The organism is Pectobacterium parvum (assembly GCF_020971565.1).
Lineage (GTDB): Bacteria > Pseudomonadota > Gammaproteobacteria > Enterobacterales > Enterobacteriaceae > Pectobacterium > Pectobacterium polare.
Map to the genome: position 1 here is coordinate 3,508,449 of NZ_CP087392.1, position 19,029 is coordinate 3,527,477.

A 19,029-nucleotide genomic window follows, 5' to 3' on the forward strand; every position below is an offset into this window, starting at 1 on the left:
GCTTTTTCTTTGCCTGCCATTTATCCCTCTATTCTTCTTCACCTCTCACTGCCTCTTCCCTGCGATATCTTAACTAATACAAAAGGTTGACTAGGGGCGCTAAATCCTTAGCCTTAAAGCCACATCGTGTTAATGCACGACAGATTCATTGGAATAAAAGGAGAACGCATGCAACAAAACCTCACGCTGTGGCTGAGAGAAGCTGAGATACAACACGCGGGCATCATTGCGTTACTGATTGTTCTTGGGCTGATATTGCTCATTTCTGCCGTCATCCACCTGATTTTGCATCAGATTGTGCTGAAAAAAATGGTACTGCGTTCGCTCAATAAGCCGGGGAAAACCGAGGGGCATGGGTGGAAACAGGCACTGACGCAACACAACTTGTTTAATCGGCTGGCCTTCTTGCTGCAAGGGGTGATCCTCAATATTCAGGTTTTTGTGTGGCTTCCCGCGCAGAGTGAAACCCGCGAAACTCTGATCATCTGTTCCCAAGTGTGGATCATGATTTTTGCGCTGCTGTCCCTGTTTTCGCTGCTTGATGTTCTGCTCAACGTTTCCGCCCGAACCAAAGTCGCGGCCCAATTGCCGCTGCGCGGTATCTTCCAGAGTCTGAAGCTGATCGCCACCGTCGTTATCAGCATTATGGTAGTGTCACTGCTCATCGGGAAATCCCCGCTGATTCTGATCAGTGGGCTAGGCGCGATGGCCGCCGTCCTGATGTTGGTGTTCAAAGATCCGATAATGGGATTGGTCGCGGGCATCCAACTCTCCGCCAACGACATGTTAACGCTGGGAGACTGGCTTGAAATGCCGAAATACGGCGCTGACGGGGCCGTTATCGATATCGGACTGACAACGGTAAAAGTGAGAAACTGGGACAATACCGTCACCACTATTCCCACCTACGCATTAGTCTCCGATTCTTTTAAGAACTGGCGTTCGATGTCCGAATCTGGGGGCCGGCGCATCAAGCGCAGTATCAATATCGATACCACCAGCGTGCATTTTATGACGGAAGACGAGCAGGCCCGATTGCTGCGCAGCAAGCTGCTGTCGCCTTATATTCAGAACAAGAAGAGTGAACTAGAGCAACATAATGCGCAATCCGACTCAGACCTGGCATCACCGCTGAACGGCCGTCGTTTGACGAATTTAGGCACTTTTCGCGCCTACCTTCAGGTTTATCTACGTACGCATCCGGGTATTCATAAAGGAATGACGCTGATGGTGCGGCAGCTTGCGCCAACGTCAGAAGGGGTACCGCTGGAGATTTATGCGTTTACCAACACGACCGCCTGGGTCGATTACGAAAGCATCCAATCTGACATTTTCGACCATATCTTTGCGATCTTACCGGAGTTCGATCTCCGCATTCATCAAATACCAACCGGCCACGATATGCGGGTCATGGCACAGCAAATGACGGCTCCGAAAGCGTAATATCTCATGCAAAGGAACGAAAGCGGCTGACAAGCCTATTTACCGAATGAAAACGGGAGTAACGGAATAGAAGAGTAAAGCGTTTGCGCCAGGGACAAAAACGTCAGGAACGTTTTTGAATGTCGTTTGCGACGGCCCTGCAAGGGTGAATCTCAGGGATGAGATTCATATTGCGCAAGCCGAGCGTACATGGACGTATTCATAGCGTCTTTACGATCTATCCGTTACTCCCGCTCTGCGGACTTTGTCAGCAACCTCGCTTCTTCTGACAGCAGGCGACTAGCTTAATGCTATGCCGCTACCGCGTTCTGACGCTTCTTCTTCCAGACATAGCCCACTAAAAGCAGCACTATCCAAATGATGCCGACATACAGCGACACACGCGTGTCCGGGAAGTAGCCAATCAAACCAATGATGAAGAACAGGAAGACGATGCCGAACACGGAGGTCACGATGCCACCGCGCAGTGGGAACGCCAGCGCTTTCACTTCATCCGGGCTCAGACGACGGCGGAAGGCGATCTGAGAAAACAGAATCATGATCCACACCCACACCGTTGCAAACGTTGCCAGTGAAGCAATCACTAGGAAAACTTTGCCGGGCATAATGTAATTCAGGTACACCGCTACCAGCAGCGCCATCATCATCACAACCACCGTGACCCACGGGATACCACGCTTGGAAAGACGGCTAAACACCTTCGGGGCATGCCCCTGCTCCGCCATCCCGTGCAGCATTCTGCCGACGCCGAAGACATCGCTGTTAATCGCCGACAGCGACGCGGTAATCACGACAAAGTTAAGGATACCTGCCGCCGCCGTAATGCCCATATGCTGAAACGTCAGCACGAACGGGCTTCCGTTAGTGCCTACCTGATTCCACGGGTAAATCGACATAATGACGAACAGCGTGCCGACATAGAACACCAGAATACGCCATGGCACAGAGTTGATCGCACGAGGGATAGACTTCTGCGGGTCTTTGGCCTCACCGGCCGTAATCCCGATAATCTCGACGCCGCCATAAGCAAACATCACCAGTTGCAGCGACAGAATCATCCCCATCACACCGTTACTGAAGAACCCGCCATTGCTCCAGAGGTTGTGGATACCCGTCGGTTCCCCCCCGTTGCCAATCCCCCAGATGATGATGCCGATCCCGGCCGCGATCATGATGATAATGGTAGCCACTTTGAAGAAAGAGAGCCAAAACTCCAGTTCACCAAAGGCTTTCACATTCATCAGGTTAATGGCACCAATGATGAGCACCACGCTCAGAACCCACACCCAGTGCGGCACGGCAGGGAACCAGACGCCCATGTAGATGCCAAACGCGGTCACATCGGCAATGGCAACAATCAGCATCTCAAAACAGTAGGTCCAGCCGGTGATATACCCCGCTAATGGCCCGAGATAATCCTGCGCATAGCGAGAAAACGAACTGGACTGCGGGTTGTGCACCGACATTTCACCCAGTGCGCGCATGATGATATACGCGACAACCCCACCGATCAGATAAGCCAGTAATACACTGGGGCCAGCCATTTGGATCGCACTCGCGGAACCATAAAACAGACCGGTTCCGATCGCCGAGCCAAGGGCGATAAAGCGGATATGCCGCGTGCTTAACCCACGCTTGAGCTTGGAGGATGGTTGTTCCATTGATAAGCAACCCTGTCTTATATAAAGGAAAATTTTACAAAAAGAAAAACCACAGGCAAAAACCTGTGGTGCATAAACCCAACCTTGTGCTGGAGCAGTACGCTATCCCTACCGCCCCAGCGCTATCAGGCATTAACGATGTTATTGATGTACCGTAACTTCCTGACGACCACAAAGTCTGTCGTAAATCACCGCAACCAGTAAGATCAGCAGTGACGGTGGCAGCCAGGCCAACCCTTGCTCGCTCAGCGGCAGGTTGAGGCTCCACTCTGGCAACAGCGATTTGAAGGCCGACGATTTTACACCATCAATCATGCCAAATAACAGACTGACTAACATGACCGGGGCAACAATACGTGAAGCGCTATTCCACCAACGCAGCGTAAAGCTCAATAAAACCAGAATGATACACGGTGGATAAATCGCCGTCAGTACAGGAATGGAAAGTTGAATCAGGTGGCTTAAGCCCAGATTAGACACCACCATCGAGAACGTTCCCAACACAAATACCAGCGTGCGGTAAGACAACGGCAGGTATTGCGCAAAGAATTCAGCACAGGCACAGGTCAGCCCCACCGCTGTCACCAGACACGCGATGAAGATTAACAACGCCAGGAAGCTGCTTCCCATATTGCCAAACGAATGTTGCACATAGGCATGGAGAATTTCAGCACCGTTCTGCGCCTGCGGCACCAGTTCACCACTGACGGAACCGAGCTGGAACAGGCTCAAATAGACTAATGTCAGGCCAATACCGGCAATCAACCCCGCCCACATGGTGTAACGCGTCAGCAGCACAGAGCTGGTCACCCCACGCGAGCGCGCAGCATTAACGATCACGATACCAAAGACCATTGCGCCCAGCGTATCCATCGTCAGATAGCCGTTAACAAAACCATTAGAGAACGGCAGTTGCTCATACGTTTCTGTCGCCGGGATAGGCGAACCGGCAGGCCACAGCACCGCAGCAATACCCAGTACCGCCAGCGCAATAATCTTCAACGGTGCCAGCACATGGCCGACCGTATCCAGCAGTTTGCCCGGATACAGGGAAATCGCGATCACAATGGCAAAATAAATCAGGCTATAAATCAGTAGCGGAGAGGCTCCGTTGCCGACTAAAGGCGCCAGACCGACTTCAAACGAGACGGTTGCCGTGCGCGGCGTTGCGAACAGTGGCCCAACAGCCAGATAGCACACGGTCGCCAGAACAACACCGGCCTTTTTACCAATCGGCGAGCTCAGCGCATCAACGCCACCGCCAACCCGGGCAAGCGCGATCACGGTCAACACCGGTAGACCAACCGCCGTCAGCAGAAAACCGAGCGCTGCGGTCCAAACGTGCTCTCCGGCCTGCAATCCCACCATAGGCGGAAAAATAATATTTCCTGCCCCCACGAACAAAGCAAAGGTCATAAAACCTAATGCCACGATATCTTTGGAAGTTAAACGATGACTCATAGTTATGTCGTGTTGCCTGTATCAAATCGATAAAAAGAAAACGGTGCCGTTTATCGCCGCCTGAAGCCATTCACAAAGGGCTAGCGCGAAGCTGACGCCAACGCTCTGGAAACGCGAAAGATGGCGGTCATATACTCTAAATAATTCGAGTTTCAGGACAAAACGTTAACGTTTTGAACAGCGCTTGCGCTGACCCCAAAGGGGTGAGGCCACAAGGCCGAATAACGCGGCAAGCGAAGCAATCCCGATGAGCTTACTCAAGTAAGTGATTCGGGTGGCTGAATGCGGCCAACGCACATGCAACTTGAAGTATGACGAGTACAGAGGAGTTATTTTTGCACAGCCATATTGGGTGCTAAGTAAAACGTTTATAGCGTAAAAAGACAAGTAGAGATCCAAAAACCAGAGTATCAAGCCTAACTATGCCAAAAAGTAAGAATATAAATTGGTTTATCCTGATTTGCATAACACATGATTTGCGCATTTATCGATATTTCATTGCAATAAAACTGACAAAAACCCGAATAAAATGCGTTGTTCGATCATAAAAAAACATATTTCACAAAAGCGTCGTGAATAGAAAGCCGGATAACGGCCACAAAAAAGGCCGGATCGTATGATCCAGCCTTTGTATGTCTGTTGCAGAATAGCGCGCTACCTCATCGGTATCACCACACGCGATTGGCGATATCCACAACAAGTTTCAGCTTATTCCACTGCTGCTCTTCCGTCAGGCTGTTGCCTTCTTCCGTTGAAGCAAAGCCACACTGCGGGCTCAGGCAAATCTGGCTGAGATCGACATATTTTGCCGCTTCCGCGATGCGCGCCTGCACCACCTCTGCCTCTTCAAGTTCACCGTTCTTCGTGGTGATCAGTCCCAGCACCACCTGCTGATGGCCCGGCTTCACAAAACGCAGTGGCTCAAACCCACCGGCTCTCTCGGTATCGTATTCCAGGAAGAATTCATCAACATTCACTTCGCCAAACAGAATCTCTGCCACAGGCTCGTATCCGCCTTCAGAAATCCAGGTCGAGCGGAAATTACCGCGACAAACGTGTAAACCGATAACCAGATCCGCAGGCTTATCAGCCAGCGCTTTATTCAGCACATCCGCATAGGTTCGCGCCAGCTGCGCCGGATCTTCACCACGTTCACGGATCTGACGTTTTTGATCGTCAGAGCACAGGTAGGCCCATACGGTGTCATCCAGTTGCAGGAAGCGGCAACCAGCGTCATAAAATGCGTGAATCGCATCGCGCCAGGTTTGTGCCAAATCGTCGAAATAGTCCGCCAGATCGGGATAAACCGTCGCATCAATCGCTTTGCGGCCGCCACGGAAATGCATCACGCTAGGGCTTGGAATTGTCATTTTAGCGACGGCATCGCCAGAAATGCTGTTCAGGTAACGGAAATGATCGAGCATCGGATGCTGAGGATTGAAACTCACTTTATCCACGACGCGAATCGCATGGGATTTGGTCTGAATACCGTTGAATTGAATACCGTGATCGGCTTCGTAGCGCTCCACGCCGTTCAAGTCGGCAAAGAAATCGAAGTGCCACCAGGCACGACGCAATTCACCATCCGTCACAACCTGCAGGCCCGCTTCACGCTGCTTTTCTACCACCCGCAGAATCTCACGATCTTCAATGCTACGCAGCGCAGCATCATCAATCTCGCCCGCCTGATGTTGAAGACGTGCTTCCTTGATCGCTGCTGGACGCAAGAAACTGCCGACGGTATCAGCACGGAAAGGGGATAAGGTATTCGCCATATGTCGCTCCTGACATGTTGCCAGCACCGATCTTCAGGAAAGAAGCATGCTGACAGATAGTTTCAATGTGAAATATTTGCCCAAAGGGATAGTTACATTTAATCTTATTTAGCCATCTGGACGTCTAAATTTAAAACTATCCTGTCACGGGGCGAATCACAGGGCAATAGAAGAATTTTCACGTCACATGAAGAAAATTCATCTAACGTGAAAACATCGCAAATTCGTAGTGGAAAGAGAAATTATTCCGGCAGGCCAATCAGCTGACGCGCCTGACGACGCGTTGCTTCCGGCAGTGGCAAATAACCATCCTGATTCACCAACGACTGCCCCGTTTCAGACAGCACACGTTCTAGAAATGCCGCCGTCAGCGCTTCCAACGGTTGGCTGGGTGCTTTGTTCACATAGATATAGAGATAACGGGTGTAGGGATACAAACCGCTGCGGATATTTTCAGTCGAGGGGTAGATGTAGTCGGTGCCTTGTGCGGCTAACGGCAGCATTCTTACGCCGCTGGTACGAAAGCCCACGCTGGCATAGCCGATAGCATCGGTTGACGCCGCAACCGCTTGTACAACAGAGGCTGAACCGGGCAACTCATTAACCTGGGGAAGGAAATCGCCACGGCACAGCGCCTTTTGCTTAAAGAACCCATAGGGTCCCGACGCCGAGTTTCGCCAATAGCGCAGTAGCGTGCGTTTTTCCCAACTGCCGTGCAGGCCGAGATCGCCCCACTGTTTTATCGGCTGGTGGTTACCGCAGCGCTGCGTAATCGAAAAGATGGCGTCCAGCTGCGACAAGTTCAATCCAGGCAGCGGGTTATCCTGATTGACCAGCACAACCAGCGCATCCATCGCCACCGGTACCGCCAGCGGCGGGTAGCCATAGTGCTGGACGAACGCCTCAATTTCGCTGGCCTTCATCGCCCTGCTCATCGGCCCAAGCTGCGCGGCACCCGATGCCAGAGACGTCGGCGCAGAGGACGACCCAGCGGCCTGAATCTGTAAATTCACGTTCGGGTAATGCTGGCTGAAATCCGCCGCCCAGAAGGCCATCAGGTTAGCCAGCGTATCGGACCCCGCGCTGGAGAGGTTGCCCGCCAGCATCTGACGAGGTTGTGCGGAGCACAACGCGCTGAGCAGCAGTAAAAAAGCGCCTGCAATACGAGTGGCGGATGTCATAGATAGCGTTTTCCGTCAGGCTGAAGGTTTCACCGTATTTTCAGCCAGAGAGGCAGGGACAATCAACCGATTCGGCAACGTAAAGACGAAACGTGAGCCCAGACCATCCTCACTCATGATTTCCAGACGGGAATCGTGATGGCTGAGCGCATGCTTAACAATCGCCAGCCCCAGTCCGCTGCCGCCCGTTTGTCGTGAGCGCGCCTTATCCACACGATAAAAGCGTTCCGTCAGGCGCGGCAAGTGCTCGGCCGCAATGCCCGGCCCGTTATCGCTGACCTGAAATTGCGCGCCCTGCGGGATCTTCTGCCAGCAAACTTCGATACGCGTTCCCGCTGGCGTATGGTTGACCGCGTTATACACCAGATTGGATACCGCACTGCGAAGCTGTTCTTCATTACCAAACACGCGGAGGCTTTCGTTCACACGAAAGACGATCTCATGACGCCCCTGACTCAGCGTCTGCGCTTCGCGCTGCAATACGCGCAGCATCAATGGAATATCGACTTTTTCATTCAGATCGATTGCCGTCGCCGCCTCAATACGGGACAGGGTGAGCAGTTGTTTGACCAACCCGTCCATGCGTCGAGTTTGCTCCTGCATGGTATTCAGCGCTTTCCCGCGTAGCGCCGCATCCAGCGTTTCTTCTTGCATCATTTCCAGATAACCCTGCAACACCGTCAGCGGCGTACGCAGTTCATGGCTCACGTTGGCAAAAAAGTTACGTCTGGCGCCTTCAAGCTGGTGCATTTGCGTAATATCACGCACCACCATCAGTAGCTGGCCTTCGGAATAGGGCATCACGCGGAATTCAACATGGTGGGAATTATTCAACTGCAGCGTGAGAGGACGGCTAAAATCCTGTCCTTTCATGTAATTCGTGAATTCGGGATAGCGCAATAAGTTAAGGATATTCTGACCGTTATCTTCCGGCCAGCGGAAATTTAACAGGTGCTGCGCCAGATGGTTACACCAGAAGATCGTGCCTTCTTCGGTGGTGATCACCACGGCATCGGGTAAGGATTCGGCACCGCTGCGAAAGCGCTTAATCAGAAGCGCCAGTTCACGACGTCGACGTCGATTACGCAACTGCATCTGATAGAGCCCGTAAAACAGCGGCTCCCAGCTCCAGCGACCAGGTGGTGGCGTCATGCTGCGGTCAACCCACAACCAATAAGAGAGTTTTAGCTGGTTATAAAAATTCCAGCACAGTAAGCCTAATACGGCGACCAGCAGAAACCAGGGCAGATAGCCAAAAATCAGCCCCAGCAGTAAAGCGGGCAAACAAAAAAAAGCTAGCTCCAATGCCAGCCTTTTCCAGGATAAACGTTCTAGCACGTTAATGTGTCTCCGGTTACGATCACCTCAGTAACGCGTTGAAAAACGGTAGCCCGTTCCCCGAACGGTTTGCACCATTTTGTCATGTCCGCTGGTTTCCAGCGCTTTACGCAGGCGACGAATATGGACGTCGACAGTACGATCCTCAACATAAACGTTAGTGCCCCAAACGTGATTCAGCAACTGCTCCCGGCTATAAACACGTTCAGGATGCGTCATAAAGAAATGCAGCAGTTTAAATTCCGTCGGTCCCATGTCCAACGCGTGCTCTTCGGTCGTCACGCGATGTGAGGAAGGATCGAGGCTCAGGCCACGCATTTCAATCACTTCTTCCACTGCCATCGGTGAAATCCGACGCATCACGGCTTTGATACGCGCCACCAACTCTTTGGGTGAAAACGGTTTGGTAATGTAATCATCCGCTCCCACTTCAAGCCCGCGCACGCGGTCTTCTTCTTCGCCACGCGCGGTTAACATCATCACCGGAATATCACGCGTCAGTGCTTCGCGCTTCATATGCTTGATGAATTGCAGGCCCGACCCACCTGGCAGCATCCAGTCCAATAACACCAGTTCCGGGAATGGCTCCGACAGTTGCGTTACCGCGCTGTCATAGTCTTCAGCTTCAACGGGTTGATAACCATTTTGTTCCAGTACAAAGCAGACCATTTCACGAATTGGTGCTTCATCTTCCACGACTAATATGCGTTTTGCCATTGTTAATCCTGTCGTTAATCATCGTCGCTGTTAGCAGGCGGAGGCATTATGCGTCAGTTTTATGACAGATTTATGAAAAACGCACGGACCGCTCTGCACGATTGTTACAGCGCGTACATCCGATTTTTCGAGCCGCTTTCCAAACTCCTGATTCCACCGCGACAGCCGCCATCCCTGCTATATATAATCATGGCATTACGATGACAAAGCACCATGGCGACGACACACCCTTTCACATAATAAATAATGACAACGTCATCCACCGCCACGCGGCATGAATATCGAGAGAACACGATGCGCATTATCCACACCGCCGATTGGCATTTAGGGCAATATTTTTATACCAAAAGTCGCGCTGCTGAGCATCAGGCTTTTCTAAACTGGCTTATCGTTCAGGTGGAACAACATCAGGTCGATGCCATTATCGTTGCTGGCGATATTTTTGATAACGGCTCGCCCCCCAGCTATGCGCGGGAAATGTATTATAGCTTCGTGGTCGCGCTACAGCGCACAGGCTGCCAGCTCATCGTTCTCGGTGGTAACCACGATTCTGTCGCGATGCTAAACGAATCCCGCGAGCTGCTTGCCTGCCTGAACACACGGGTGATTGCCTGCGCCAGCGACGATCCGGCCCAACAGGTGCTTCTGCTGGAAAACCGTCAGCGGCAGCCCGGTGCCCTGCTCTGTGCAATTCCTTTTTTACGTCCGCGTGATGTATTGACCAGCAAAGCCGGGCAATCCGGGGATGAAAAACAGCTGGCGCTACAGGAAGCGATTACCGCGCACTACCAGCAGTGTTACCAACTGGCTTGCCAAAAGCGCGACGAGCTTGGCCTGCCGCTGCCGATTATCGCAACCGGGCACCTGACGACGATTGGCGCAACCGCCTCGGAATCCGTGCGCGATATCTATATTGGTACGCTCGATGCCTTCCCTGCTCAGGCTTTTCCTCCTGCGGATTATATCGCGCTCGGCCATATTCACCGCCCACAGCGCGTGACCCAAAGCGAGCACATTCGCTACAGCGGTTCGCCCATCCCGTTGAGTTTTGATGAACTAAACAGTGAAAAATCCGTTTGTCTGGTGAGCTTTGCACCTGACACGTCACCGCAAACACCTCCGCAGATAGACATCCTGCCGATTCCCATGACTCAGCCGATGCAGCTGATTAAAGGCAGCCTGAGCGATATTGAAAAACAGCTGGCCACCTTCCAGAACTATCAGGGCGATAAACCCGTGTGGTTGGATATTGAAATCAACACGCAGGATTATCTGAGCGACATGCAAAAACGCATTCAGGCGATGACCGAGAACCTGCCCGTGGAGGTGTTGCTGCTGCGCCGCACGCGTGAACAGCGCCTGCAGGCGATTACCCGACAGGACAAGGAAACGCTGAACGAACTGAGCGTACATGACGTTTTTGAACGTCGTCTGGCAACGGAGACAGACATGGAAGACAGCCGCCAGCAGCGTGTTCGCACGCTGTTTAATCAGGTTATTGATGAACTGGAAAATAGCGAGACGGCCAAATGAAGATTCTCAGTCTGCGCTTAAAGAACCTTAATGCGCTGAAAGGCGAATGGAAGATCGATTTCACACAGGAGCCGTTTTCCAGCAACGGCTTATTTGCCATTACCGGCCCGACCGGCGCGGGAAAAACCACGCTGCTGGATGCGATCTGTCTGGCGCTGTATCACGAAACGCCACGGCTTGGCCTGCTTTCCGCCAGCCAGAATGACCTGATGACGCGTAATACCGCAGAGTGCCTTGCTGAGGTTGAGTTCGAGGTTAAAGGCGTCGGATATCGCGCCTTCTGGAGCCAGCGTCGGGCAAGAAACGCGCCAGACGGCAACTTACAGTCTCCCAAAGCTGAACTCGCGCTCATTGAAGACGGCAAAATTCTGTGTGAAAAGCTCAATGATAAGAAAGAGATGATCACACAGCTCACCGGGCTGGATTTCGGCCGCTTCACGCGATCCATGATGCTGTCGCAGGGGCAATTTGCCGCCTTCCTCAACGCCAAAGCAGATGACCGAGCGGAACTGCTGGAAGAGCTGACCGGCACGGACATCTACGGCCTGATTTCCGAACGTGTCTATGACAAGCACAAGCAGGCAAACGTCGCACTGAACACGCTACAGGCGCGCGCATCAGGCATTCAACTGCTGACCGATGACCAGCGTCAGCAGGTGGAAGAACAGCTTGCCGAGCTGATCCAGCAGGAGCAACGGGGCAACGTAGAACGTGAGCAAGCGCTGACTACGCTGCGCTGGTTTGAGCAACTGACGCAGCAGCACGCTCAGCTAGCCAACACGCAGGCGCAACATGCGAGCGCCGAATCCGCTATTCAGCAGGCTAAACCGCAGCTCGACAGGTTAACTCACAGCGAACCAGCAGAAAAACTGAGGCCGCTACATCAGGAACGAGAGCGCTATCGACAGGAATCTCTTACGCTGGCACAGCGTATTGAACAACTGACCGGGAAGCAGGCCGCCGAGCAGGTGATGTTAACCGCGCTACGCCAGCAGGAAGAAAAAGCAGAGCTGGAGGTTAGTGAGCACAAACGGGTACGCCAGCAGCAAGAGCAAGTGATCAACGAACAGGTTGTGCCACTTGACCATCGCATTACTACGCTGGTGCAACAAAAAGTGCAGCAGCAGGATGAACTGGCAAAAACACAGGCTCGTCTGCACGCCGATGAAAGCAAACAAACCCAGACAGCGGCAGAACAGCAGCAGGCTACACAGCAGCTTGAACAGATCCAGTCTTACCGCCAGCAACACGCGCATCATCAGCAGTGGGGAGAACAACTTCCTCTGTGGCGCACCCAGTTCCGGCAATTGCGCCAGCTTCAGGACGAGCAAGAGAAGCTGAAGCAAAAACAGACGCAGCACACCGCACAGTCGGCAGTGCTACAGCAAGAGACGGTGACGCTGGCGGCAGAGCAGCGTGAACAACAAGCGGTCGTTGATGCCGCCCGTCAGCAGTTCATGCAACACGATGAGACACAGCAAAAACAGGACGCGCACCAGTCGCTTTCCACCCTGCAACAGCAGTTTAATCAACGCATTGACCAGCGCGCTGAACGCCAACGGCTCGCGACAATCAGCGACCAGTTCCAGCGCCTGCACGTTCGCAAACAACAGTACCTAGCCAAGCAGGATGAGGTACAAGGGCATATCAGCCAGTCAGAAATATTGAAGAAACAGCAGCAATCTGAGTATGAGCAGCGAAGCCAGCATCTGGTCGATCTAGAAACGGTGCTCCGGCAGGAAGAGCGTATCGTTAAGCTGGAAGCCGAACGCCAGCGGCTCCAGGCTGGAGACGCGTGTCCGCTATGTGGTTCAACCGAGCATCCGGCTATCGAACGCTATCAGGCGCTGCAACCGTCTGAAACCCAAAGCCGCCTGACGGCGCTACAGCAGGAAGTGAACCAGTTAACGACAGCGCTGGCGAATACGACTGCACAGTTGGCCTCGCTAGCGCAACAGCGGGAACAGCTACAACAGGAGATCGCTCAGCTCGATAGCGAACATCATGCCCTGCGGCAACAGTGGCAAGATGTCAGTGAGCGCTTACAAGTTAACTACACGCTGGAACAACCGGATGAGATCGCAGTCTGGCTTACGCAAAATGAAGCCGAAGAACAGGCTATTCGACAGCAGATTACCGCACGCGAGCAATTGCAAAAACAGTGGCAGGAAAGTAAGGATTTACTGACTGCCGCAGAGGCAGTGCAGCGGGAACTCGACCAGAAAATCGCGCTCAACACCCAGCAGCAAACTTCGCTAAGCGTTACGCAGCAAGAAATCGAGCTGTCGCTGCAAAACGTGCACCAGCAGATCACGCAGCACACTCAGGAAATCACGCAGACGCTGGCAACCTTAAGCCTTGTTCTACCTGAAGCCGACGCACAGAATGACTGGCTGGCTCAGCGCGAGAACGAGTGGCAGGTCTGGAAAACCAAAGAACAGGAGCAATCTCGCTTAGTTCCTCTATTAGCAACGCTGGAAAGCGATCTTCAGCATCTGAATCGCAGCGTGACCGAGTCAAAACAACAGCTCCAAACCCAGCAACAGCACGTGGAACAGCTCCTCGCGTTGCTCAACGCGAGCCAAAAAGAGCGACAGGCACTTTTCGGCGACAGACAAATCGCGGCTGTACGCGAACAGCTACAGCGCACCAGCCAGCAGTATGACGATGCGCTCAGGCTAGCCCTGTCAGCTCGTCAGCAAACCGAAACGGCGTTGAGCCGTCTGACGGGAGAGCTGGCTAGCACGCAACAGCAGTATGAACAGAGCACGCGCCAGCATGAAAGTGCGACCGAACGTTTTATTCAGGCTTTGCAACAAAGCACTTTCGCCGATGAAGCCACGTTCCTCAATGCGCTGCTTGATGAGCAGGAACGCCAGACGTTGCAGGCATGGAAGGAAGAACTGTATCAGCGTTTGCAGCAGGCGGCGGCCCTTCATCAGCAGGCTGAGCAGGATCTGCTCGCCCATCAACAAAAGCGCCCCGCTTCCCTGATGGAAGATGCCACGCAGGAAGCGGTACAGCAACAGTTGGCAACGCTGGATGAAACGCTGAAAGCGAACCTGCGGCAGCAGGGAGAGTTCCAGCATCAGTTGGCTAACGATCGACAACATCGCCAGAACCAGCAAGATTTGCTCAATGAGATCGCCCAAAGTCAGCAAATATATGACGACTGGAGCTGTCTTAATACGCTCATCGGTTCACAAAGCGGGCATAAATTCCGTAAGTTTGCTCAGGGGCTAACGTTGGATCATCTGGTTTATCTTGCCAATCTCCAGCTTTCCCGCCTGCACGGGCGCTATATGCTGAAACGGAAGCCCGGCGACGATCTGGAGTTGCTGGTGATGGATACCTGGCAAGCGGACGCCGAGCGTGATACGCGTACGCTGTCCGGCGGCGAGAGCTTCTTAGTGAGTTTGTCGCTGGCGCTGGCGCTATCCGATTTGGTCAGCCACAAAGCCAGCATCGACTCGCTGTTTCTGGATGAAGGCTTCGGCACGCTGGATGCCGAGACGCTGGATATCGCGCTGGATGCCCTCGATAATCTGAACGCCTCCGGTAAAACCATCGGCGTCATTAGCCATGTCGAAGCCATGAAAGAGCGTATTCCGGTACAGATCAAAGTGCAGAAGGTTAACGGGCTAGGCGTCAGCCGGCTGGCGCCGCAGTACGCCGTTTAGCCATTATTCCGTCTTCGGCCAGAGCCATGCGGCTCCGCGTACCCCGCTGGAGTCGCCGTGTATGGCCTGAAGCACGGGCGTTTCGCACTCACCGCCGAAGATCCACGGTTTAATCTTTTCCGGCACGGTCTGATAAAGGCGAGCAACGTTGCTCATTCCGCCCCCCAGCACCACGACATCGGGGTCGAGCAGATTAATCACATGCGCCAGCGATTTTGCCAGACGATGTTCATAGCGCTGTAACGCCAGCTCTGCGACAGGGTCGCCCTGCTCCGCTAAGGCAATAATCGCCTCGCCCTTGTGCGGCTGACCGCTCAGGCGTTGGTAATCCAGCGCAAATCCCGTACCGGAAATAAAGGATTCAATACAGCCGGACTTGCCGCAGTAGCAGGGAACCGTCTGCCGATAGCGCAGCTCATCGTCATCCATCCAGGGCAGCGGGTTATGCCCCCATTCACCCGCAATACCGTTGCCGCCGACGTGAGCCTGACCGTTCAGCGCAATGCCCGATCCGCAGCCGGTTCCGATAATAACGGCGAAAACGGTCTGCTTGCCTGCCCCAGCACCGTCAACCGCTTCTGAAACCGTGAAACAGTTCGCGTCATTGGCAACCCGCACAGGCCGATTCAGCAGCGTGGCGAGATCGCGATCCAGCGCCTGACCGTTGAGCCAGGTGGAGTTGGCATTTTTTACCTTACCGGTAAACGGCGATAGCGTACCGGGGATCCCCACACCGACGCTACCTCGAGAGCCGGTCGCTTTTTCAGCCATCTCCACCAGCGTGGCGATAGTCCGCAGCGTTTCCGGGTAGTCATTTCTTGGCGTCGGCATACGCTGCCGAAAACGTTCCTGCCCCTCGTCATCCAGTGCAATGACTTCCGTTTTCGTCCCGCCTAGATCGATACCGATTCTCATGATGTCTCCCCGCGTGTTGTAAATAGGCCAGAGTAAATTCACTACCGACCTGAAAACGTTCTGATTTATAGATAGAAACCCTAAATAATTCGAGTCGTGCAGCCAACGCACATGCCGCTTGAAGTATGACGGGTATAACCAGAGAAACCAATCCGCTGCCATTCAAAGCGTGATAGGTATTCCTCTGAATCCCGGTATTTTATTCCACATAACCGTCTCGAATTCGTTATCATGCGCGCAACATTACAAACCCGCGTGCAAACCTGCGCGCCCAGTCAGGGATAACACCATGTTGTGGTTTAAGAACTTAATGATTTACCGCCTAAGCCGAGACAGCGTGCTGTCCAAAGATAACGTTTTATCTGCGGATGAACTGGAAAAACGGCTCAGCGCTTTCGCGTTCACCCCGTGCGGTAGTCAGGATATGATGAAAACGGGTTGGGTATCGCCGATGGGATCCCATAGCGATGCCTTAACGCACGTCGTTAATGGGCAAATCGTTATCTGCGTCCGCAAAGAAGAAAAAATCCTGCCGTCCCCGGTCATCAAGCAAACCCTTCAGGCCAAGATTGAACGTCTGGAAGCGGAACAGCACCGCAAGCTGAAAAAAACCGAAAAAGACTCGCTGAAAGACGAAGTGCTGCATAGCCTACTGCCGCGTGCATTCAGCCGTTTCAGTCAGGTTTGGCTGTGGATCGATACGGTTAACGGCCTGATTATGGTCGATGCTGCCAGCGCCAAAAAAGCGGAAGATACGCTGGCACTGCTGCGTAAAACGCTGGGTTCGCTGCCTGTTGTACCGCTGACGATGGAAAATCCTATCGAACTGACGCTGACCGAGTGGGTTCGCTCCGGTGAACCAGCGGCAGGTTTTGCGCTACAGGATGAAGCAGAGCTGAAAGCCATTCTGGAAGACGGCGGCGTTATCCGCTGTAAAAAACAGGATTTGGTCTGCGATGAAATTGCCGTACACATTGAAGCTGGCAAACTGGTTACCAAGCTAGCGCTGGACTGGCAGGAACGGATTCAGTTGGTCTTGTCTGAGGACGGTTCGGTAAAACGCTTGAAGTTCTCTGATACGCTGCGGGAACAAAACGACGATATCGATCGGGAAGATTTTGCTCAGCGGTTTGATGCCGATTTCATTTTGATGACCAGCGAGCTGGCGGCATTGGTTGCAAATCTGATTGAGGCGCTGGGCGGAGAAGCTCAGCGTTAATACTGTTGACTGTTAATGCAGTCGATTGTTAATGCAGTCGGCGATTGCCCGCCAGCGTTCTGGCGGGCAATACCTCTTTAGTGCCTGAACCCGTTAAACTCGGAATGCCCCGACAACGGCGTTCAGTTCTTCAGCTTGTGACTGCAACGCACCCGACGCAGCGGCAGATTCCTGCACCAGCGCGGCGTTTTGTTGCACCATCGAATCCAACTGTGCGACCGCTTTGTTGATCTCGTTGATGCCACGCATTTGCTCATCTGCCGCATGCGTGATTTCAGACATCACCGAACTCACCGTAGAGACGCCGCCGACAATTTCATTCATCGTGTCGCTGGCCTGACGAACCTGCACGGAGCCAGAGGTCACGCTGGAGACCGTCGCTTCAATCAGCGCTTTAATTTCTTTTGCGGCCTGCGCACTGCGCTGTGCCAGACTGCGAACTTCACCAGCAACCACGGCGAAACCACGCCCCTGTTCGCCCGCTCGCGCGGCTTCTACCGCGGCGTTAAGCGCCAGAATGTTAGTCTGGAATGCAATGCCATCGATCACACCGATGATATCGCCGATTTTGCCAGACGCGACCACGATCTCTTCCATCGTGACAATCACATCGGACACCACTTTTCCGCCCGTACCGGCATCTTTCGACAGCAGCAGCGCTTTGGCGTTAACCTGCTGTGCAGAACCTGCCGACTGCGTGACCGCCGCAGAAATTTCTTCCAGCGAGGCTGCGGTTTGCTGAATGCTCGACGCCGCAGATTCAGTACGCGCAGAGAGATCGTTGTTCCCCGCAGAGATTTCATCCGCCGCGACCTGAAGCGATGCACTGATATCCCGAATCTGCATCATTACCTGACTGATCTTATCGACGAAGATATTAAACGAGCGCGCAATTTGCGCCACTTCATCATACCCTTCATCCGGCAGACGCTGTGTCAGATCGTTATTACCGCTGCTGATATCATCCATCGCATCGCGGATTTGCAGCAGACGCTTGAGCGCTGAGGCAATGATGAAACCAATCACCAGCGTGCCCAGCAGAGCGATAACGACTAGCGTGATCACAGAGGTAGACAGCAGAGAACGCATGCCCGCTGTCGCTTCGGCTTTATCCAACGCCACCAGCATGAACCAGTTCGTGCCAGCAATCGGTTTTGCCACCACGAGCTTTGTCGACCCAGAAAAATCCACATCGCGGGCGCTATCTGCGGAAAGAATGTCGTTCAGATCGATCCCAGGAGCGATGTCGGTGATATTTTTCAGCGTCAGTTTTTCATCCGGGTGAGCAATGATCAGACCGCTACGCTCGATAAGCACACCGAAGCTATCTTTGGCTGGGTTAATCGCTTTGACGTTTTCAATCACGCTGTTCATCGTGACATCGCTACCGACGACGCCTCTGACCGTTCCGCCATCCACCACGGAAGCAACGAAAGAAACCACCAGTGTATTCGTCACCGCATCAACGTAGGGGGCTGTGACCAGCGGTTTGCCCTCTTTCACCGCCTGCTGATACCAGGGGCGGATCGTTGGGTTGTAATCGGGAGGAATACCGCCAGAATCGGCAAACTTGGCCGTGCCGTTGGCATACCCCATGTACACATTCAGGAGGCCGCCGGATGCCGCAAGCTGTTTGAACAGCGGAATCGGATCCTCATCAGTCATGACACGGTCATGCAACGCAGAAATCATCAGCGTTTTAGAAGCAACCCAGTCGCTAATCGCAATACTATGGCTAGTAGCTACCGCATTCAGCGTATTCTGGATCGATTCCTTATTAGCGTTATTGGCGATGGTGTAATTAAGAAAGGTATTGATAACCAGTGAAAGCACAACAATGGTCGAACAGGCCGCAAGGATGCGGGAGCGAGTCGTTTTCAGCATAAAATACTCTTTGCATAGAATAGTTATACTATCCATAACGGCACAGCAAAATAAAACTTGAATGCGATCACATTCCACAACCGCCATTTATCTTAAAACGCAGAAAAATAATTAATACGTTCAACCAAACCTTTATACAAAAAAAGACACCAAATGGACTTCCAACCAACAAACCAACACGAAAACCCAGTTTAAAGAAAATAAAAAGAACAAAAAACTTAT

At 52.9% G+C, this 19,029-nt stretch carries 12 protein-coding genes; 4 read left to right on the forward strand and 8 right to left on the reverse strand.

The genetic code is table 11. The features are described 5' to 3' along the window. Positions 1 to 168: 168 nt before the first annotated feature. Positions 169 to 1,443, forward strand: coding sequence for a mechanosensitive ion channel family protein (locus tag LOZ86_RS15760; protein ID WP_039485430.1), 1,275 nt, complete (start codon positions 169 to 171; stop codon positions 1,441 to 1,443). Positions 1,444 to 1,733: 290 nt separating this feature from the next. Here the strand turns inward: LOZ86_RS15760 and proY are convergent, their stop codons facing one another. From proY to phoB, 6 genes are all read right to left on the reverse strand, one after another. Continuing rightward, complete coding sequence (gene proY / locus LOZ86_RS15765) at positions 1,734 to 3,104, reverse strand: proline-specific permease ProY (RefSeq protein ID WP_039514062.1); 1,371 nt, start codon at positions 3,102 to 3,104, stop codon at positions 1,734 to 1,736. Positions 3,105 to 3,245: 141 nt separating this feature from the next. Continuing rightward, entirely contained in the window at positions 3,246 to 4,565 is a 1,320-nt protein-coding gene (gene brnQ, locus LOZ86_RS15770; protein ID WP_039485425.1) for a branched-chain amino acid transport system II carrier protein, read from the reverse strand. A 668-nt stretch (positions 4,566 to 5,233) separates the two neighbouring features. Then, on the reverse strand, positions 5,234 to 6,340 hold the full coding sequence (locus tag LOZ86_RS15775) for a cobalamin-independent methionine synthase II family protein (protein WP_039485420.1): 1,107 nt from the start codon (positions 6,338 to 6,340) through the stop codon (positions 5,234 to 5,236). Between the two features lie 242 nt (positions 6,341 to 6,582). Then, complete coding sequence (locus tag LOZ86_RS15780) at positions 6,583 to 7,521, reverse strand: PstS family phosphate ABC transporter substrate-binding protein (RefSeq protein WP_230242285.1); 939 nt, start codon at positions 7,519 to 7,521, stop codon at positions 6,583 to 6,585. Between the two features lie 15 nt (positions 7,522 to 7,536). Beyond that, entirely contained in the window at positions 7,537 to 8,859 is a 1,323-nt protein-coding gene (gene phoR, locus LOZ86_RS15785; protein ID WP_010281808.1) for a phosphate regulon sensor histidine kinase PhoR, read from the reverse strand. A 27-nt stretch (positions 8,860 to 8,886) separates the two neighbouring features. Further along, positions 8,887 to 9,576, reverse strand: coding sequence for a phosphate response regulator transcription factor PhoB (phoB, locus tag LOZ86_RS15790; protein ID WP_005975981.1), 690 nt, complete (start codon positions 9,574 to 9,576; stop codon positions 8,887 to 8,889). A gap of 294 nt (positions 9,577 to 9,870) precedes the next feature. Between phoB and sbcD the strand changes: the two genes are divergently transcribed. Together sbcD and LOZ86_RS15800 are read left to right on the forward strand one after the other, a co-directional pair. Continuing rightward, on the forward strand, positions 9,871 to 11,109 hold the full coding sequence (gene sbcD / locus LOZ86_RS15795) for an exonuclease subunit SbcD (RefSeq protein ID WP_039485415.1): 1,239 nt from the start codon (positions 9,871 to 9,873) through the stop codon (positions 11,107 to 11,109). After that, positions 11,106 to 14,789, forward strand: coding sequence for an SbcC/MukB-like Walker B domain-containing protein (locus tag LOZ86_RS15800; protein WP_039485413.1), 3,684 nt, complete (start codon positions 11,106 to 11,108; stop codon positions 14,787 to 14,789). The genes sbcD and LOZ86_RS15800 overlap by 4 nt, the downstream gene beginning before the upstream one ends. A gap of 3 nt (positions 14,790 to 14,792) precedes the next feature. On the opposite strand, the gene mak is transcribed toward LOZ86_RS15800, so the two are convergent. Continuing rightward, positions 14,793 to 15,704: a fructokinase gene (mak, locus tag LOZ86_RS15805; protein WP_039485410.1), complete on the reverse strand. Its 912-nt coding sequence runs from the start codon at positions 15,702 to 15,704 to the stop codon at positions 14,793 to 14,795. A gap of 289 nt (positions 15,705 to 15,993) precedes the next feature. On the opposite strand from mak, the gene rdgC reads away from it, so the two are divergent. Next, a complete protein-coding gene (rdgC, locus tag LOZ86_RS15810; protein WP_039485408.1) occupies positions 15,994 to 16,923 on the forward strand; it encodes a recombination-associated protein RdgC in 930 nt (309 codons plus the stop codon). A gap of 93 nt (positions 16,924 to 17,016) precedes the next feature. Here the strand turns inward: rdgC and LOZ86_RS15815 are convergent, their stop codons facing one another. Then, entirely contained in the window at positions 17,017 to 18,807 is a 1,791-nt protein-coding gene (locus tag LOZ86_RS15815; protein ID WP_039485406.1) for a methyl-accepting chemotaxis protein, read from the reverse strand. Positions 18,808 to 19,029: the final 222 nt, after the last annotated feature.